Raw genomic sequence first — 15870 nt, 5'->3', positions numbered from 1 at the left:
TCCAGCGGAGCGGGCGCTCCGTTCAGGGGCGCCCCACAGCTGCCGCAGTAGCTCGCTCCGCGCTCGAGCTGGCGACGGCAGCTGTGGCAGAGCACCGCAGATCAGCCCTCGAGCGAGAGCGGTTGGTAGACGGGGTCGTTGCCGGCGGGGTTGAGCGTCTCGCCCTCGCGGGTCGAGCCCGCCGGGACACGCACGAGCGCCCCGACCTCCTCACGGCAGCCCGCGTCGGCCTGGATGACCAGCAGCTCGCGCCCGTCGCTGCGCCACACGACCTTGCACGCGCGCACGGCGGTCTTCTTCGCCTTCTTGAGGTCGAAGCCGTTCTTCGCGTCCCCGAGGAACAGCGTGAACCGCGACACGCCCTGGTTGGAGATCATCGCGATCTGCTTGCCGTCGGGCGAGATCGTCGCGTCCAGCATGAACTTGCTGGGCCGGTCGGTGTCCGAGACGAAGCGGCCCTTGGACCAGTCGCTCGCCTTGGACGAGAAGGCCTCGCGGCCCTGCTTGAGCTTCCAGCGCACGATCCCGATCTCGCTCTGGTCGTTCTTGCCCGCGAAGGCGAGGATCGACTTGCCGTCGGGCGCCCAGTGGACGACGCGGTTGGGCGAGAAGGACGGGTCCGCGATGCAGCTCTCGTCCATCCCGTTCTGGGTGATCTTGCCGAGGCACAGGTCTACGTCGGTGTCCGTGGCGCGCGTGAACGCGAGCACGTTCCGGTCGGCGATCGGCGCCCAGGCCAGGTTGGAGTCGTCGCTGCCGGCGGGCGTCAGCGGCACCGCGTCGGCGTTGTCCTTGGTGATGTCCTTGAGCATGATCCGGCCGTCGGCGATGTAGGCGACGTGCGTGCCGGCCGCGTTCCAGGTCGGGTTCGTCTCCTCCTCGTCACCGTCCGCGACCGGTTCGAGCTTCTGGCCGTTGGCGCCGTTGACGCGCAGGATGTCCTTGCCGTTGGTGAAGACGACCTGCGGCTGCCCGGCCGACTGGACGAGCGTGACCTTGGCGCCCGCCTTGACCTTGGTGCCCGGCTCAGGCGTGACGGCGATCAGCCGCCCGACCGGCGCGTCGTCGAAGCGGCGCGTCGTCTTCGGCACGATGCCGAGGTCGGCGGCCTTCTTGGCGTACTTCTCGACGTCGTCGCCGCCGATCGCCGGGACCGTGATGTCGGCGCCGCCGCCACCACCGGCACCGCCGCCGCCCGCGCCGCCGCCACCGACGCCGGCCTTGCCCTTGCCGTCCTTGCCCTGCTTCTCGCGCTGCTCGGCGGACGTCGGGTCCTCGAAGAAGATCTGCACCGGCGTGCCCGCGGCGACGACCTCGTTCGGCGCCGGGATCTGGCTCGAGATCTTCGCCTCGGGGGCGGCGTCGGAGGGGGAGGCCTGGCCGAGCGTGAGCTGCTTCTCGCGCAGCGCCTTGTCGGCGTCGCTGGCGGTCTTGCCGGCGATGTCGGGCACGTTGACCTTGCCCGACCCGGTCGCGATCAGCACGGTCACGGTCGAGCCCTTCTTGACCTCCGCGCCCGCCTTCGGCGTCTGGTCGAGCACCGAGCCGGCCGGCTTGCTGTCGTCGACCTTCGTCTTCTGCGACGGGTCGAGCTTGAGCCCGGACTTGGTCAGCGTCTCCTCGGCCACGAACGCCGACTCGGTGCCCGTCACCTTCGGCACCTTCACGTTGTCCGGCAGCGACCGGTAGAGGAGGAAGAGCAGCACCAGCAGCAGCGCCAGCACGAGCAGCGACCACCACGGGATCCACGGTTGCTGGCGGAACACGCCCTGCGAGGGCGCGAGCGGCCCTGAGATCTTGTTGCCGCTGCGCGACGGCATCTTCAGCTGCCCGCCCGCGCCGGGCATGCCCATCGAGCGGGCGCTCGCGCCGCCCATCTGCGGCCCGTGGAACTGGGGCCCACGCATCTGCGGCATCCGCATCTGGATGCCGCCCGGCCCGAAGTTCACGTCCGGCGGGTACAGCATCGGCTTGTAGATGCGCGGCGGGTACATGCCCGGGATCCGCGGCGCGCGCGGACGGCGCTGGTACCACTTCTTCTTCGGCGGCTCGGTGTCGACGCCGTCGAGGACCGAGGCCGGCAGCGGCGCCGCGGCGGCGCGCGCCTGCGCCTCCTCGCCCGTGATCGTCTCGATCGACAGCTGGCGGTCCTTCACGCGCCCGATCCAGATCTGCTTGGGCGGCTTGACCTGCATCTGCGTCGTGACCGACCCGCCCGCCGGGATCTCCTGCGGCGGCCGGTTGAAGCCGAACGTCAGCTCGCCGTCGGTGTCCTCGCCGTCCAGCGCGACCAGCACGGGCGCGTTGGCCTTGTTGATGACGGTGACGTCGTACTCGGCCTTGCGGCGGCCGCGGCGGCGCTGCGGGCGCACGGCCGTGGCCGTCTCGATGTACGAGCCGATGTGCAGGTGCAGCGGCGCGGAGGCCGCGACGATCCGGCTCGCCTTCGAGTCCGCCGTGACCTTGAGCTCCCACAGCCGCGCCTCGGCCTCGGGGCCGCGCGGCGGGTGCAGGTGGATCTCGACTTCCTGCTCGTAGGTGCCGCCGGCGCCGAACGGCACGAGGTAGACCGTGCCGGGGAAGATCGACCACCAGTCGTCCGGCAGGCCCTCGATGCGCAGGTCGTAGTTGTCGACGATCCCGCTCTGGTTGCGGATCAGCGCGAGCACCTTGCCGCGCTCGCCCGGCTCGACGGTGAGGTCGAGGATCGAGCCCTTCGCGTAGTCGCCCTGCTGGTCGGCGCGCAGGACGATCGTGGCGGGCTCGGACGGGAGCTCGTCGCGGCGGTCGGCGATCGGCGGGGGCGGCGGGCCGCCGGTCGGCGGCGTCGCGGGGGAGGCGGGCGGCGCCTGCACGGCCGGCAGGTTCCGGATCATCGTCTTCGCCACCGGACGCGCGTCGGGGCGCGTGCTGTCCGGCACCGCGGGCAGCGGCGTGGGCGGGGACGGGGGGACGGCCGGGAGCGAGTGGCCGTTCCCGTTGCCGGGTTCCGGGGTGAGCGGCGGCGCCGGTGTGACGACCGGCGGCGGGGGAGGCGCCGCGGGCTCGGCCGGGCTCGGCGTCGGCTCGACCTGGTCGGGCGTGATCGCCGGCATCCCGTACCCGGTCGGCTCCCAGCGGAGGTACTCGCCGCAGCTGCAGAAGTCCTGCTCGTCAGGGTTCTCCTTGCCGCAGCTCTGGCACGTCCTCATGACTCGACCTTCTTCTTCGCTGCCTTGACGCGCAGCCGGTACGTGGCCTGGACCGGCTTGTACTGCTCGATGATCCGGGCGACGGCGGCTTGGGTCTCGGGTTCGACGGGCTTGTCGCAATAGACGACGAAGTCCGACGTCGCATTCCGCTCTTGGGCCGGCTTGCCGTGCCAGACCACGCCGCCGTTGTCCTCCAGGCGCAGCGGGAGGTTCGGGAAGTGCAGCTGCAGCGCGAGCTCCAGCCCCTTCACCGTGCCGCGCCGACGGCTCAGCTCCGCCGACCGGCGCACCATCTCCCGCTGGTGCTTGATGTCCTGCGTCTCGTCGAGGTCGACGCCCAGCCACGCGGCCAGCAGCCCGAGGATGTCCGGCGGGGCGAAGTTCGGGTCGAAGTGGTACGGCAGCGCGTCGAGGATCGCGACGATCGGGTCCAGCAGCTCCTCGAGCGAGCCGATGAACCGCATCCCGAAGTCGCCGTCCTGGTAGAGCGACGGCAGCCCGTTGCGCAGGTACGCGCGCGTGGACGCCACCGGCGGGGTCTCCTTCGGCCCCGCCGCGAACTGCATCATGAGCGTGCCGAAGCCCGCCCCCGAGAAGGTCCGGTAGCCGTTCCCGTTGCCGTCCGTGGACGTGCGCTCGAGATCGGTCCCGTGACCGTTGCTCCCGGTCTCCGGCCCCTTGTACTGCTCGGGGTCCACCTAATCCTCTCGGTGCGACGCCTTGACGATGTGCAGCCCGGACGCGATCAGCTCGTCCGGCTCGAGCACGATGTGCGTGCCGGACGGCTTGGCCGACTGCTCGCCCGTCTCGAGGTTCGTCTCGTACAGGCGCAGGATCCGCACGAACTCGACGCCCTCGACCGCGTGCACGACGCCGTACAGCTCGCCCTGGTTGAGCGCGCGTCCGAACGCCCAGCCCGCGCCGGGGCCGGTCGGGTTGCCGCCCACGAGCGGGTTCAGGTACGTGTAGAGCGCGTGCGCGACGTCCTGCTCGACGCGCGCGGTGTCCGCGAGCGGGCGGGCCTGCAGGTCCACGACGACGCTGAGCCCGCGGTAGCGGCACGGCTTGAGCTCGACGGTCGTGCCGATCAGGCGCCGCTCGTCGAGGTACTCGCCGACCTCGTTGAGCAGCTCCGGCTCCGGCATCAGCTCTTCGTAGTGCAGGCGCCGGTCGGCCGGGTAGATCCGCGGGACCAGGTGCAGGGGGATCGCGCCGCCGTCGCGCGGCGGGATGCACACGGCGCGCGCCACGCGCGGGCTCGCCTCGCCGGCCAGGAACTCGAAGTCCTCGGCGGTCACGGCGCGGTAGCGCGAGCGGATCTCCATCGACGCGCGCTGGCGCGCGTGCGTGAGGATCTCGGCGTCCACGCCGCCGGAGGCCGCGTCGGGGTTGGTGACGGTGTCCACGCCCGCGATCGTGCTCTTGAGCACGGTCAGCGAGTGCGCGGTCACGTTGCCGTCGCGCCCGCCGCCGTGGCGGTAGCGCGTAAAGCGCAGGACGGCGCCCTTGGGCGGCACCGCGCCGTACTGGATCCAGCGCCCGCTCGTCTCGCGGATCGCCGGGCCCAGCTCCACCTCGCCGGACACGAGGTCCACCGTGAAGTGGCGGTCGTGCTCGGTGGAGGAGACGAAGTCCGGGCGCCACTCCCAGCGCACCCAGTCGCCGGTGTCGGGGTCCTGGACCTCGAGCGTCTCGCCCGGGCCGACCTTCAGGATCGGCTTGTGGCGCAGCGGGAACTGCTGGCCCGGCGTGCCGTCGGAGACGCCGAGCGTCTCGCGCTCGATCAGCGACGCGTGCGTCGCGGGCAGGCGCGCGCCCATCGGGACGGCCGTGATCGAGTAGATCTCCGGCGCGTGCGAGTAGGTCGCGCCCTGGCGGCCGGACGCGGTCGTGTCGGTGATCCGGCAGCGCAGCCAGTACAGGCGCTGGCCGGCGATCGGCGCGATCGACGAGCGCGGCGGCAGCTCCAGCTCGACAGTGCCGGAGCCGTAGTTGAAGCCACCCGTGAGGTCCTCGAGCACTTCCGCCGGAGCCCACTCGTTGTCGCCCTGGGAGACCTCCCAGCGCAGCGGCGGGTCCTCCGGGTTCACGCCCGCGCCGCGCGCCTGCGAGGCGTCGACGTCGATCTGGATGATCAGCCGGTCCAGCGGGTCCTCGAAGCCGAGGTACAGGCAGTCGCCGACCTGCGGCGGCGTGCCGAACGCGAGCTGGTCCGAGCCCTGCGGGCGCGCCTCGCCGTCGGCCACGCCGACGTTCTTGGGCGTCTGCCCGACGCGCTGCAGCACGTAGGCCGCGGGCGTCATCGACGGGATCGTGAAGTCCTCGTCGACCTGGTAGATGATCGACTCGTCGTGCGCGGTGCGCGGCGTGCCGACCTCGGTCTCGCCGCCCGTGATGACAATCGGCTCGCTCGGCGCGTCCGCGAGCTTGAAGCGCAGGCTGGTGGTGGCGGCCGCCGGGCCGTCCAACCGGATCCCGAGCAGGTCCAGCAGCGCGACGTGGAGCTTGTCCGGCACGCGGTTGAGCCGGTAGATCGTCATCTCCGTCATCCACGCGAACAGCTCGATCAGCGTGATGCCGGGGTCCGAGACGTTGTGCTCGGTCCACTCGGGGCAGGAGCGCGCGATGCGCGTCCGTGCCTCGGAGACGAGATCCTGGAAGCGGCGGTCGTCGAGCTGGATCTCGGGGAGCCTCACTCCATCTCCTCCGCGGGGATCACGTAGAAGGGATAGACGAGGTTGCGTTCGGTGTTGGTCGCGCGCACCTTGTAGATGATGTCGATCGTCAGCAGGCCGGCCATCGCGTCCGTCGAGTCGAAGTTCACGGCCTGGACCTCGATCCGCGGCTCCCAGCGGATGAGCGCGTCGCGGATCGCCTGCTCCATGTTGCCGATCGTGTTCGCGTCGATCGAGTCGAACACGAAGTCGTGCACGCCGCAGCCGAACTCGGGGCGCATCGGCCGTTCGCCCGGCGCGGTGCCGAGGATGAGTTGGATGGCCTGCTCGATGTCCTGCTCGTCGCGCGCCAGGGCGATGCCGCCACGGCGGTCGACCTGGAGCGGGAACGCGAGGCCGGATCCGATGATCTCCGTCACGATTCGACCCTAACCGATGTTGATGATCGCGCCCTTGAGCGTGAGCGCGGACGAGCTCTGGATGTCGACGGTCGCACCCTTCAGGGTGAGCGCGGCGGACGCCTCGACCGTCACCGAGACGCCCTTGACGGTCATCGACGAGCCGGCCTCGACGACGAACGTCTGCGCCTTCTGCTTGTTGTTGCCGGTGGTCTCGTGCGTCGAGTTGCCGGTGACCTTCGTCTTCTCGTCCTGCTTGATCTCGACGACCATGTTCTGATCCGACTTGATCTCGAAGTCCTTCTTCGAGTGCTGGTGGATCTTCTCGTCGGAGAGCACCGCGAACGAGCCGTCGCGGTTCTGCAGCAGGTCGGGGCCCGGCTTGTCGCGGCCGTTGAAGGTCGAGCCGAGAACGATCGGGCGGCGGCTGTCGCCGTGCTCGAACCCGATCACGACCTCCTCGTTGGGCTGCGGGAGCATCAGCAGACCGCGCGCGTTGCCGGAGGCCGCGGTGGCGACGGGCGCCCAGGCCGACTCCTCCTTGTCGGAGAGGCTCGGGAACTTCACGCGCACGCGGCCGCGCTGCTCGGGGTCGTTGTTGTTGGTCACCACGCCGACCACGATCCCGGAGCTGCTCCAGTCGCGGTCGGCCGGCGGGCGGATCAGCTCGGTGAGGGTGCGCGCGCTGCGGCCGGAGATCTGGAAGCTCGTCTGGTAGCCGCGATGGCCGTGGTAGGAGTGCGTGCTCGAGGAGACGGTGAACTCGCCGCCGAACTTCTGGCCGACGCCCGCGATCTTGAGCTTGGAGCCGGCCTTGATCGCCGGGTTGCCGCGGGCGACGCCGTCGGCCTCGAAGTACGCGTCGGCCATCCGCTGCAGCGTCGCCTTGGCGATCTCGTTCGCCTCGGCCGTGTTGGCGGCGGGCCGGTCGGTCACGACCGTCTTGCCGCCGCCCAGGTCACCCGCGACCGCGGAACGCGCGACGCCGGGCTTGGACGTGGTCTCCGGGCTGCTGGCGGTGCCGACGACGGCCTGCTTGTTCTTCGGGTCCCAGGCGCGGACCTCGACCTCGTTGACCTGCTGGATGCCGCTCATCCGCGGGCGGAACGTCTGCAGCGTGTCGCCCCAGCGCACCTCGGTGGCCGAGCCCTTGGAGACGTTGGCCGGGCGGAAGTTGAACTTGCTGTCGGCGACCACGACCTCGTAGTCGTGCATCATCGCCAGCCGCCACAGGAAGGCCCAGTCGGTCTCGTTGGACTGCTGGAAGAACTCGTGGACGACGCTCGTGGACTTGATCTCGCCGACCGGGAGCCCGGCTTCGGACGCGACCTTCTGGGCCATGTTCGACGCGGACATCTGCTGGAACGTGCGCGTCTTCTTCTCGCGGTTGAGCTTGTGCGCCTCGTCGTAGGCGCGCGCGGAGAGCACGACGCCCTGCGGCGTGAACTCGGGCTCCACGGCCGCGATCTGGCCCTTGAAGATCGACGCGGTCGCGCGGTCGGCCATCTGGCCGGCCTTGATCTCGATCTTCGCGCCGAGCTGCAGCGGGTTGGAGTCGATGTTCTCGCCCTTCTGGTCCGTGATCCGGATCAGCGCCATGTCAGGCAGGGTGAGGCTGTCGACGACCTTGACCTCGGTCAGCAGCGCGCGGTAGGTCGGGTCGAGCTCGGCGCCGTTGACCAGCACCTGCATCGAGGCGACATGCTCTTTGGCGGTGGTCCCGTTGACGGCGGCCATGAGCGACTACGTCTCCAGCGTCGGCAGCGACAGCGAGCTTCCGCGGCGCAGGTGCAGCGGGTTGTCGACGCCGTTGGCCTCGGCGATCAGCCGCCACTTCGTCGCGTCGCCGTAGGAGGCGTACGAGATCGACGGGAGCGTGTCGCCGTCCTTGACGCGGTGCACGCCGAAGCCGGCCTGCGCGCGCGTCGTCGGGTTCTGGCCCTTGGGCGGCTGGCCGGTCTGCGTGAGGCTGAGCTTCACGTCGGCGCGGAGCGCCTCGCCCTCGGGGGAGAAGAGCTTGTACGTGCAGGTGAGGCTCGTGCAGGCGCCCTTGAACTTGAGCTTGCCCCAGCCGAAGGTGATGAACGGCGGCGCGGCGGTCGGCGCGCCGGCGGTCTGGCCGCCCGGCACCTCCATCGCGTCCAGCAGCAGCGCGGTCGCCTCGCCGACGCTCATCTTGAACGGCGGGAACGTCTGGTCGAAGAGGAGGCTCAGCTCCATCTTGCGCGGATTGCCGGAGGTGAACTTCTGGTTGGGCGAGGACTTGCCGTTGACCTTCTCGGCTTCCCAGGTGTTCGTCTTCGCGATCGAGTACTCGGTCGGGTTGAAGTAGCAGTCGAGCTTCGCGCCGCCCTCGATCTCGAGGTACGCGCGGACGAAGTTCTCGGGCAGGGCTGCGTTCCCGAACGGCATCTCACATCACCTTCATGCCGGAGTGGGCGATCTCGAGGGACTGGGTCAAGAACTCGTTGCCGCCGGCGTTCAGGTCCGAGCCCGTCCACTTCACCGGGTAGGCGTTGCGGAACGACCACGTCTGGACCGTGTTGCCGACTTCGTCCAGGACGGCGATCGACAGGTCCGCGGGCTGGGCCTTGACGACCGTCGCCTGGAACCACTGGATCAGCGCCTTCTCGGACGTCACGCCGCGCTTGAGGGTCACGTTGCCCTGCTTGATCCGCGACGGCAGCCGGTGCACGAACGTGTTGACGCCGCCCTCCGGGTACTCCATCACGTCCACCTGCGCCGACAGCCCGGTGACTTGCGTGAACAGCCCGACCTCGAGCGTGAGCGTCGGGATGTTCACGCTGAAGGACTTCGCGTGCTGGATCGGTGGGTTCGTGTCGGTGGCGGCGCTGGCAGGTGGCATTGGGCGGCTCGCTACGGGTTGTCGATGATCAGGTGGCCCATCTGCTCACGCTCGGCGAGCAGGTCGCGCTTGAACCGGTCGAGGAAGTACTCGTACAGCTCCTCGCGCTTATGGGCCTCGTCTTGTTCTTTCTCGGGCGTGTTCCCGGGGGCGGGCGCGCCGGCGGTCTGCGGTTGCTCTGCAGGTGTAGACGCCGGAGCCGGATCCGCCAATTCCCGGCTGATGGTGATCTCGGTCGGCTGGGTGAGCTCCGGCATCGCCGGAATCGGCGCGCCGCCGGGGTTCGGCGACGGGAAGGTCACGCTGCGGAGCCCGCCCTGGCCGGTGTCCGAGATGGCGCCGCCGGTGGCGTCGGCGATCCGCTCGGCCGCGGACCGCGCGATCTGCGGCTGGTCCTGGACGAGCTCCAGGTTCGGCCGCCGCGTGGGCTCCGGCTGCGACTGCGGCGCGGCCGCGGCGCGCGCGAGGGCTCGGTTCGTCGACGGCGCGTGCGTGGCCCGCGCGAGCGACAGCGGCGCGGCGGTGCCGGACGCGACCGCCGACGGCGCGGGCGGCGCCGCCTCGGCCGCCGCGCGAGCGAGTGAGGGCGCGAGCGGCGCGGCGGGCGTCGGGCCGGACGCGGCCGTGTCGGCCGAGCGGGCGAGGCTGTGGCCTGCGTCGAGCACGGGTGCGGCCGCCTCGGTCGAGCGGGCGCTCGTGTCGGCGGACCGTGCGAGGGACGGTCCGGCAGGTGCGGCGGCGCGGGCGCTCGTATCCGCGGACCGGGCGAGGCTCGCACCGGCCGTCCCGGCGGCCCCGGTCGTGGCGGACCGGGCCAGGCTCGGCCCGGAGGACGTCCCGGTGTCCGTCGAGCGGGCGACGCTCGGGGCGGCGGAAGCGGCCGGCGTCATCGCGTCCGTCGAGCGCGCGAGGCTCTCCCCGGCGGTCCCGGTCGTGTCGGCGGACCGGGCCAGGCTCGGTGCGGAGGAGGCTGCCGTGCCGGTCGAGCGTGCGAGGCTCGCCCCGGTCGTGTCGGCGGATCGGGCCAGGCTCGGTGCGGAGGAGGCTGCCGTGTCGGTCGAGCGCGCGAGGCTCGCCCCGGCGGCTCCGGTCGTGTCGGCGGACCGGGCCAGGCTCGGTGCGGAGGACGCTGCCGTGTCGGGCGAGCGTGCGAGGCGCGGCCGAGCGGTCTCGGCGGAGCGGGCCAGGCTCGGCCCGGAGGACGCTGCCGTGTCGGCGGAGCGTGCGAGGCTCGGCTGCCCGGCCGCGGGCTGTGCCTCGGCGTCGGCGTCGGCGGAGCGCGCGAGGCCCGCGTCCGCGTCCGCGTCGACCGGAACGGGGCCGACACCGTCCGGCGGCTCCGAGTCGTCCTGCACGGAGCGGGCGAGCGTCGGGCCGTCGGCCGCCATGTCGTCGTCGGTGGAGCGCGCCAGGCTCGGCGCGGCCGGCTCGGCCCACACCGGGTGCGCCGTGCGCGACAGGGTCGGCTCGCTCGGCGCGGCGGCGGACGTCTCGGCGGAACGCGCGAGCGAGGGGCCGCCCGTGCCGGGCGTCGGGCTCGCGCTGCGGGCCAGCGACGGGCCGCTGGACGTCGGCGCGGCGCTCGCGCTGCGGGCGAGTGAAGGCCCGTTGACGGCCGGGGCGGTGCTCGCGCTGCGGGCGAGCGAAGGCCCGTTGGCGGCCGGGGCGGTGCTCGCGCTGCGGGCGAGCGAAGGCCCGTTGGCGGCCGGGGCGGTGCTCGCGCTCCGGGCCAGCGACGGTCCGCTCGTGGCCGCGGGCGCGCTTGCGGTGCCGGCGGGCGACGGAGCGCTCGGCACCGAGCGCGCGACCGTCGGCGGCGCCGGAGCGTCCACCGAGCGCGCGAGGGACGGAGCCGCCGCCGTGGCCGGCGCGGAAGTGTCGGCCGCCGGTGCGTCACCGTCGTCCGGCGTGCGCGCGACCGTCGCTCCCGGGGCGTCCTCGGGCTCGGAGCCGGTGACGGCGTCCATGAAGCGACGGAAGATCCCGCGGCGCGGCGTCTCGTCGGGCGCGGCCTCGGCGGTGTCGGCGGCGGGCTCGGGCTCGGCCACCGGGGCGGCGACCGGCGCCGGCGCGGGGTCCACCGGACGCAGCGGGGCCTCCGCGACGCGGGCGACCTTCATCACCGGCCGCGCGGGCGGCTCGGTCGCCTCCGCGAGCCTGCGCGCGACCTTGACCGGCCCGGCGGCGGGAACCGGAGTGGCCGGGGCGTCGTCGGGTGTACGCGCGATCGATGCCGGGGCCGAAGCGGTCGACGGCGTCGGCTCGGCGGGCGCGCCCGAGGCCGAAGACGTCGGCGCAGGGTCGGCGGGCGTGCGCGCGATGGAGACCGGGGCCGAAGCGGTCGGCTCGGCGGGCGTGCCTGAGGCTGAAGAGGCGGGCGCAGGGTCGGCGGGCGTGCGCGCGATGGAGGCCGGGGCCGAAGCGGTCCGCTCGGCGGGTGTGGTCGAGGCCGACGAGGTGGGCGCTGCGTCGGCGGGCGTGCGGGCGATCGATGCCGGGGCCGAAGCGGTCGACGGGGTCGGGTCGGCGGGCGTGCCTGAGGCCGAAGAGGTCGGCGCAGGGTCGGCGGGCGTGCGGGCGATCGAGGCCGGGGCCGAAGCGGTCGGCTCGGCGGGTGTGGTCGAGGCCGAAGCGGTCGGCGCAGGATCGGCGGGCGTGCGCGCGATGGAGGCCGGGCCGGACGAGGTCGCGGGGGTCGGGTCGGCGGGTGTGGTCGAGGCCGAAGACGTCGTCGGCGCAGGGTCGGCTGGCGTCCGGGCGATCGAGGCTGGGGCCGACGAAGACGACGGGGACGAGGACGAGGACGTGGTGGGTTCGGCGGGCGTGCGCGCGACAGCCGGGGCCGAGGAGGTCGCCGGGGCCAAAGACGTTGGCGTGGTGGGTTCGGCGGGCGTGCGCGCGACGGCCGGGGCCGACGAAGACGACGGGGCCGAGTCGGTGGGCGTGCGCGCGAGCGAGGGCGACGAGGCCGGCGCGATGTCGGCGGGCGGTGCGGCGTCGGCGGGCGTGCGCGCGAGCGAGGCCGAGCCTGCCGCGTCGGCGGGCGGCGCGGTGTCGGCGGGCGTGCGCGCGAGCGAGGGCGACGAGGCCGGCGCGATGTCGGCGGGCGGTGCGGCGTCGGCGGGCGTGCGCGCGAGCGAGGCCGAGCCTGCCGCGTCGGCGGGCGGCGCGGTGTCGGCGGGCGTGCGCGCGAGCGAGGGCGACGAGGCCGGCGCGATGTCGGCGGGCGGCGCGGTGTCGGCGGGCGTGCGCGCGAGTGAGGGCGACGAAGTCGGCGCGATGTCCGCGGGCGACGAGGTGTCGTCGGGCGTGCGCGCGAGCGAGGCCGAGTCCGCGGAGCCGGCCGACGACGACGTGTCGCCGGGCGCGGCCGGGGCGTCGGCGCCGCCGGGGGCGGAGACCGGCGCCGAGGAGGACTCGATCGGCTTGCGGGAGAGGCGCTTCAGGGACGAGGCTGAGTCGCCCTCTTCGGAGGAGTCGAGGCCGAGCTCCTCGGAGGAGATCGGGCCGGCGGCGGCGCCTTCGACGATGCGGGCGCCGCGGGAGCGCTCGAGGCCGCCGCGGGCGAGGAACCGGGCGAGGCGCTGCTCCTTCGTGGGCTCCTGCATCTTCTCGGCGATGTTCATCGGGACGAGGCCGTCCTGGGCGGCGCTCTGGTCGCCGAAGAGCCACTGGGCGGCGAAGTCGCTGATGCCGGCCTTCGCGTATTCGGAAGGGCCTGAAGGGGCGGGCGCGGGAGCCGGTGCGGCCGCCTCGCGCGCGACCTCCGCGACGGGCGCGGGCGGAGCGGCGACGACAGGCGGAGCCGGGGCGACCGGCGCGGCGGACGCCGGCGGGGCCGGCGGCGCGGGGGGCGCGTAAGACTCGGGAGCGACGGGTTCGGGATGGCGGGCGAGCCGCGTGGACGCGTCCAGGTGCTTGGGCGTACGTGCGTCGATGACGTCGCGCGCCAACGCTCGGCCACCGTGGCGGCCGGCGCTGTGGCGGGCAACCACGCGCAGCCCCATCTTCACGGGCGGGCGCTTCTGGGGCGGGGTGTCGTCGGCCATGGAGCTAGGAGTCCGTCGAAGGATGGGCGATGCGAGTGACGTGGTGCGGCGGATGTGCCGCGGCAGGTGTGTCGGAGTTGTTCAACGGGCTCATTCCTCGTACGGATAGGCGAGCGCGTCCGCTTCGCGCAGGAACGTGCGCCGGTCGGCGTGTTCCAGGTCCAAGATCGTGTCCAGGGGCCAGTGGAAGTGATACGCGAGGCGGGCCGTCTCCTCCAGCAACTCAGGAGGGGACGGCCGACTCATTCCCCCAGGCGCCCGTCCTCTATCTCCGTGAGGTCCACTTCGAACTCGTTGGAGCAGGCCGGGCAGGCCACCACCCCCACCGCTTCTCCGTCGGAGTTGATCCGCTCGTAGAGGCGCTGGAGGTGGTCGAAGTCGGCGGCGAACAGGCTCTCGATCAGCTCGGGGGTGATCTCGGTGAACTCCCCGATCTGGGTGACGGTCCGAGCGAGCAGCAGCACGGTGAGGTACGCCTCGTTCTGGCGGACCTCCACCGAGCGCAGCGGCTCGATCTCGTCGCGGGCCGTCGCCAGCCGCATGGTGCCCTCGCGGTGCACACCACCGGCGCTGTCGACGAGCCCCCGAGGGAGCGTGAACGCGTATTCCGACTTCACTGCCTCATGCCCTTGGGTCGTCCTGCTACTTGATCTCGAAGCCCTCGTGGCAGAGCGTGATGCCCTCGACGGCGACCTCGTTGGAGTCCGCCTTGAGGCCCACGCCCGTGTACTTCTTGGGCCACGCGTTGATGATGGAGTACGTGACCACGGGGTTGAGCTCGTAGTCCATCATCGTGATGGTGCAGTCCTTGCGGGCTTCCTTGAGCTTGCCGTCGACGATCAGCTTGCGCCAGTTCCACAGCGTCTTGTCCTGATCGACGCCGCGCTTGAGCTCGATGTCGCCCCACTTGGTGTTGCCCATCGCCTTGATCACGTCGGTGCGCCCGTTGGGCAGCGACCGCTTGATCTCGGTCACCTCGGACTCCGAGTCGAAGCCCGTGGCCTCCTTGAAAAAGCCCGCCGCCTCGGCACCGCCGATGGACAGCGTGAACCAGATCGGGACGTGGGCTTCCTTGTCATTGGCCGGCATTCCGGTCAGTCCTTTCTAATCGTTACCGACGTGACTAGCTGATGGACGAGCCTTCGCCGCCGCTGAACTGCGACAGGCGGAAGACCACGAACTCGGCGGGCTTGACCGGCGCGATGCCGATCTCACAGATGACCTGCCCGGCCTCGATGACCTCGGGCGGGTTGGTCTCTGAGTCGCACTTGACGTAGAACGCCTGGCCCGGCGTGGAGCCGAACAGGGCGCCGTCGTTCCACACACGCGTGAGGAAGTTCTCCGCCGCGATGCGCAGCTGGATCCACAGCTTCTCATCGTTGGGCTCGAACACGCTCCACTGCGTGCCCTCCATGATCGACTCGCTCACGAAGTTGAAGAGCCGGCGGACGTTGATGTAGCGCCACTCGGGATCGCTCGACATCGTGCGGGCACCCCACACGCGGATGCCGCGGCCCGGGAACGCGCGGATGCAGTTGATGCCGACCTTGTTCAGGCCGCCCTGCTCGGCGTGCGTGACCTGGAAGCCGAGGCCGTTCGCGCCGAGGACGACCTCGTTCGCGGGCGCCTTGTGCACGCCACGCGAGGCGTCCGTGCGGCACCACAGGCCGGCCACATGGCCGGACGGCGGAACCATCATCGGCTTGTTGGTGAGCGGGTCCTGGACCTCGATCCAGGGGTAGTAGAGCGCCGCGAACTTCGAGTCGTAGCCCGCGGTGTTCAGGCGCCACTCGAGCACCTCCTGCGGGAGCAGGTCCGGCGGCGTGTCGAGGATCGCCATGCGGTCGCCCGAGCCCTCGGCGTGGGCGATCAGCTTGCCCTGGAGGTCGCGGAACGAGGAGTCGTCGCCGTCGTCGCCGAGCAGCTTGACGATGTCCGGCGCGACGACCATCGTGATCTCGTCGACGGCGGCGAGGCCACCGAGGCCCTTGCGGCGAGCGACGTCGCCGGCGAAGTGGCTGCCCTCGACCTTGCCCGGGTCGATCGACGGCGAGGAGAGCTTGAAGAGGCCGGTCGCCGGGACGCGCTGCGCCTCGGGAAGGGCCGCGCCCGTCTCCTCGATCTTGATCAGCTTGGACTGCGCGTTGACCTTGGTGGCCAGGTTCGTGCGGCCCTTCTTGGTCGACAGGCCCGTGAACTCCTCGTTCTCGGAGCCCTGCGCGACCTTGACCGTGTAGGTCTTGTCGGCGCCTTCACCGGCGGACGGCTCCTCGGTGATCTCCACCGTGACGTCGTCCTTGCCCGGGTTCAGCGCGACCGCGGCGAACGCCTCGACGGACGCGTCGGTCGCGGCCGGCAGCGCGGCGCGCGCCGCGGCGGCGCGGCCGTTGGAGGCGCCGTCGTCACCCACGCGCACGATCCAGCAGGTCGTGCCGCCGTTCTGGAAGAAGCCGTAGACGCTGTGCGCCAGGTAGGCGCCCTCCATGAACGGGCCGTTGTCCGGCTCGTTCGGGTCGCCGTAGATCTTCGCGAACTGAGTCCAGTTCGAGATCCGCATCGGCGTGTTCACAGGGCCGCCCGGGGCCAGCCCGACGAACGCGGCGACGGACGTGCTCACGCCCTCGATCGGCTTGTTCGCGGACGGGACTTCCTCGACGTAAACGCCGGGAGTCAGGTACGTGGGCATGTCAC

At 72.0% G+C, this 15870-nt stretch carries 13 protein-coding genes; 1 reads left to right on the top strand and 12 read right to left on the bottom strand.

Annotated features, from left to right (window positions below; all coding sequences use genetic code 11):
* Positions 1-101 precede the first annotated feature (101 nt).
* From C8N24_RS05940 to C8N24_RS33710, 8 genes are read right to left on the bottom strand one after another with little or no spacing between them, the layout of a single operon-like run.
* A complete protein-coding gene (locus C8N24_RS05940) occupies positions 102-3191 on the bottom strand; it encodes a PASTA domain-containing protein (protein WP_121248943.1) in 3090 nt (1029 codons plus the stop codon).
* Positions 3188-3889, bottom strand: a complete 702-nt coding sequence (locus C8N24_RS05935; RefSeq protein WP_121248941.1) for a phage tail protein — start codon at positions 3887-3889, stop codon at positions 3188-3190. The genes C8N24_RS05940 and C8N24_RS05935 overlap by 4 nt, the downstream gene beginning before the upstream one ends.
* Positions 3890-5887 (bottom strand): putative baseplate assembly protein, encoded by a 1998-nt coding sequence (locus C8N24_RS05930; protein WP_170178875.1) that lies wholly within the window; start codon positions 5885-5887, stop codon positions 3890-3892.
* The gene (locus tag C8N24_RS33715; RefSeq protein WP_342794562.1) at positions 5884-6288 is read right to left on the bottom strand and encodes a GPW/gp25 family protein; all 405 of its coding nucleotides are present in this window, start codon (positions 6286-6288) and stop codon (positions 5884-5886) included. Before C8N24_RS33715 ends, C8N24_RS05930 begins: the two co-directional genes overlap by 4 nt.
* A gap of 6 nt (positions 6289-6294) precedes the next feature.
* Positions 6295-8001, bottom strand: a complete 1707-nt coding sequence (locus C8N24_RS05925; RefSeq protein ID WP_121248937.1) for a VgrG-related protein — start codon at positions 7999-8001, stop codon at positions 6295-6297.
* Between the two features lie 6 nt (positions 8002-8007).
* Entirely contained in the window at positions 8008-8676 is a 669-nt protein-coding gene (locus C8N24_RS05920) for a CIS tube protein (protein WP_121248935.1), read from the bottom strand.
* 1 nt (position 8677) lies between these two features.
* Complete coding sequence (locus C8N24_RS05915; RefSeq protein WP_121248934.1) at positions 8678-9130, bottom strand: phage tail protein; 453 nt, start codon at positions 9128-9130, stop codon at positions 8678-8680.
* A gap of 11 nt (positions 9131-9141) precedes the next feature.
* Positions 9142-11250, bottom strand: coding sequence for a hypothetical protein (locus C8N24_RS33710; RefSeq protein WP_170178873.1), 2109 nt, complete (start codon positions 11248-11250; stop codon positions 9142-9144).
* Positions 11251-11299: 49 nt separating this feature from the next.
* Here C8N24_RS33710 and C8N24_RS33705 point away from each other — a divergent pair, with 49 nt between their 5' ends.
* Positions 11300-12991: a hypothetical protein gene (locus tag C8N24_RS33705; RefSeq protein ID WP_170178872.1), complete on the top strand. Its 1692-nt coding sequence runs from the start codon at positions 11300-11302 to the stop codon at positions 12989-12991.
* 278 nt (positions 12992-13269) lie between these two features.
* On the opposite strand, the gene C8N24_RS35320 is transcribed toward C8N24_RS33705, so the two are convergent.
* The 4 genes from C8N24_RS35320 to C8N24_RS05890 are packed head-to-tail and all read right to left on the bottom strand — an operon-like array spanning position 13270 to position 15865.
* A complete protein-coding gene (locus C8N24_RS35320; RefSeq protein WP_281272618.1) occupies positions 13270-13401 on the bottom strand; it encodes a hypothetical protein in 132 nt (43 codons plus the stop codon).
* 20 nt (positions 13402-13421) lie between these two features.
* Positions 13422-13796: a hypothetical protein gene (locus C8N24_RS05900; protein ID WP_121248930.1), complete on the bottom strand. Its 375-nt coding sequence runs from the start codon at positions 13794-13796 to the stop codon at positions 13422-13424.
* Positions 13797-13821: 25 nt separating this feature from the next.
* The gene (locus C8N24_RS05895) at positions 13822-14268 is read right to left on the bottom strand and encodes a phage tail protein (protein WP_121248928.1); all 447 of its coding nucleotides are present in this window, start codon (positions 14266-14268) and stop codon (positions 13822-13824) included.
* Positions 14269-14302: 34 nt separating this feature from the next.
* Positions 14303-15865 carry a phage tail sheath family protein gene (locus C8N24_RS05890; protein WP_121248926.1) on the bottom strand — a complete coding sequence of 521 codons (1563 nt, stop codon included), beginning with the start codon at positions 15863-15865 and terminating at the stop codon, positions 14303-14305.
* Positions 15866-15870: the final 5 nt, after the last annotated feature.

It is taken from the genome of Solirubrobacter pauli, from assembly GCF_003633755.1.
Lineage (GTDB): Bacteria > Actinomycetota > Thermoleophilia > Solirubrobacterales > Solirubrobacteraceae > Solirubrobacter > Solirubrobacter pauli.
The sequence above is the reverse complement of the archived record's forward strand: the minus strand, read 5'-3'. Positions and strand labels throughout refer to the sequence as shown.